Below are 2,340 nucleotides of genomic sequence, written 5' to 3' on the forward strand. Positions count from 1 at the left end.
CCCGACGCATACGTGGCTGACGATGAGCACCCAGACTTCACCACTGGCATGTACCCCGACTTCAGTCAGCTGGACGATCACGAACACGTAAGTCGCACACCGTTTTTGGCGGCGATGAGTGTGCTGATCATTTTTGTCGCCGGCGTGATGGCATTGGTGATTTCGCTGGCCTTCAGCATCCGGCCGTCTGCCAACTCGCGGCCCAGCCTCAGCCATAACGTAGTGGCCCCGGCCAGGCTGGCGCCGCTACCAGCTCCGCCGCCAGCGCCAGCGGCGGCTCCGGCGCCGGTCCAGGCGGTGGCGCCAGCGCCGGTCCGGATACCGGGTCCCGCTCCTGCGCCCGCGCCGATTCCCTTCCCCGCGCCGGCACCGGCGGCGCCGCCCCCGATCATTGCGCCGATTCTTCCCGGGCTCCTACCGCCGCTGTTCGGCCCGCCGCTCGCGCCGCCGCCCCCGGAGCGCGGCCCGTGGGGTCACGGCGACGAGGGCTGGGGCCACGGCGGAGGTCCTGGTTGGGGCCACGGCGGCGGTCCTGGGTGGGGCCACGGTGGTGGTGGTTGGGGCCACGGCGGTGGTGGTTGGGGCCACGGCGGCCACGGCCATTAGCGAGTGTCGGCGATTCTGCGGTCACCTGATAGCCGCTGAGTCCGCCCGTCGGTAGTGTCGTAATGGCAAATACCGGGAAATCGATCCGCGTCGCTCGTGCCAACGCTTGAGGAAATCCGGCAATCCCCATGCATGGCCCGACGTGATGGCCAGTTTTGACGCACCCGAGCAGCTTTGGAGGCGAAGTGGACACCGTACTTGGCGTGTCGATGGCACCCACTGCGGTCCGCATGGTTCTCGTAGAGGGCGAAAACGCCGATGGCGTGACCGTCGACGAAGACGGCTTTGACGTCAACGCGGCCGCCGACGCGCCGACCATCAATGCGGCCGACCAGGTGGTGTCGGCGATCCTCGGCACTCAGGAAGGTGCCGCCGAGAGTGGCTATCAAGTGCGCTCGACGGGTGTGACCTGGACGGATCCCATCGAGGCCGCTGCGCTGCGTGACGCCTTGGCGGCGCGCAAGGTCGAGAACGTCATGCTGGTGTCGTCGTTCCTGGCCGCCGCGGCGCTCGCCCAGGTCGTCGGCAGCTCCGTCGGTTATGGCCAGACCGGCTTGCTGTTCGTCGAGCCCGACACCGCGACGCTGGCCGTGGTCAACAGCTCGGACGGGTCGATCACCGACGTCCATCGTCAGCCGCTGACACCTGGCGCCGATTCGGTCGCTGAACTAGCCGCGTTGTTGTCCAGCGCCGACTCGTTGGACGCTCGGCCCGACGGACTGTTTCTCGTCGGATCCGGCGTGGACATCGCCACCATCAAGCCGCGGTTAGAGGCGGTGACCGGCCTGATCGTGAGTGCACCCGAGGAGCCGGAGACCGCGCTAGCCCGTGGCGCGGCCCTGGCATCGGCCAACGCGCCGCTGTTTTCGTCGTCCACCGCGGCGCTGGCCTACGCGCAAGACCCCGGCACCGGCTTCATCAACCCGTACGCCGTGGCCCCCGGATACTTCGATCTCGCCACCGACAACGCTTCCGGTGAGCAAGCGCTGGCGTACAGCGCGGTCCCCGATGACGATCTCGACGCCTACACCGCCCTGGCCGGCGAGGGAGATTTCGAGACCGGCACCTACACGGGCGCATACACCGGTATCGCCGCTGCTCCAGAGGAAGGCCGCCGCCGGCCCCTGATTCTGGTGGCCAGCGCCGTCGCCGCGATTTTCGTGGTCGGCGCCGCGGCGCTGCTCGTCGCCCTGGCGATCAGCATGCGGCCCACCGCGGCTGTCCGGCCCGAGCCCGGCCACAATGCGGTGGCGCCCAAGCCGGCACCCGCCGCGCCCCCGGCCCCCGCACCGGCGTCGGCCCCGGCTCCAGCACCTGAAGCGCCCGCCCCCGCGCCGGAGGCACCTGCCCCTGCGCCGGAGCAGGTTGCACCGGCGCCCGCTCCAGCTGCACCCGCGCCCGCACCGGTGCCCGCGGCACCGGCACCCGCGCCAGAACCGGCCGCGCCGCCGCCCGCTCCGGCGCCGGTCGCTCCGGCTCCCGCACCGCCTCCTGCGGTGGTACCGATACCTATTCCGATTCCTGGCGTTCCGCCGATCTTTGGTGGCCCCCGAGGCGGCGGTGGGTACCCGGGCGGCGGTGGGTACCCGGGTGGCGGATACCCCGGCGGCGGATACCCAGGTGGCGGCTACCCGAGCCCCGGTGGCGGCGGTGGATTCCCCGGCGGCGGCCACGGTAGCGGCGGTGGCGGCTTCGGCGGCGGTGGCGGCGGCTTCGGTGGCGGCCATGGTGGCG

Annotated in this window: 1 protein-coding gene and 1 pseudogene; both read left to right on the forward strand. The window is 71.2% G+C overall.

The window, feature by feature from the left end:
* Positions 1-606 (forward strand): annotated as a pseudogene (locus VN856_RS09165) (hypothetical protein); the annotation flags it as partial.
* A 185-nt stretch (positions 607-791) separates the two neighbouring features.
* Positions 792-2,340: DUF7159 family protein (locus tag VN856_RS09170; RefSeq protein WP_422656565.1), on the forward strand; the 1,549-nt coding region annotated here is incomplete at its 3' end.

The sequence above is a fragment of the Mycobacterium sp. genome, from assembly GCF_035603715.1.
In the GTDB taxonomy this organism is placed as follows: domain Bacteria; phylum Actinomycetota; class Actinomycetes; order Mycobacteriales; family Mycobacteriaceae; genus Mycobacterium.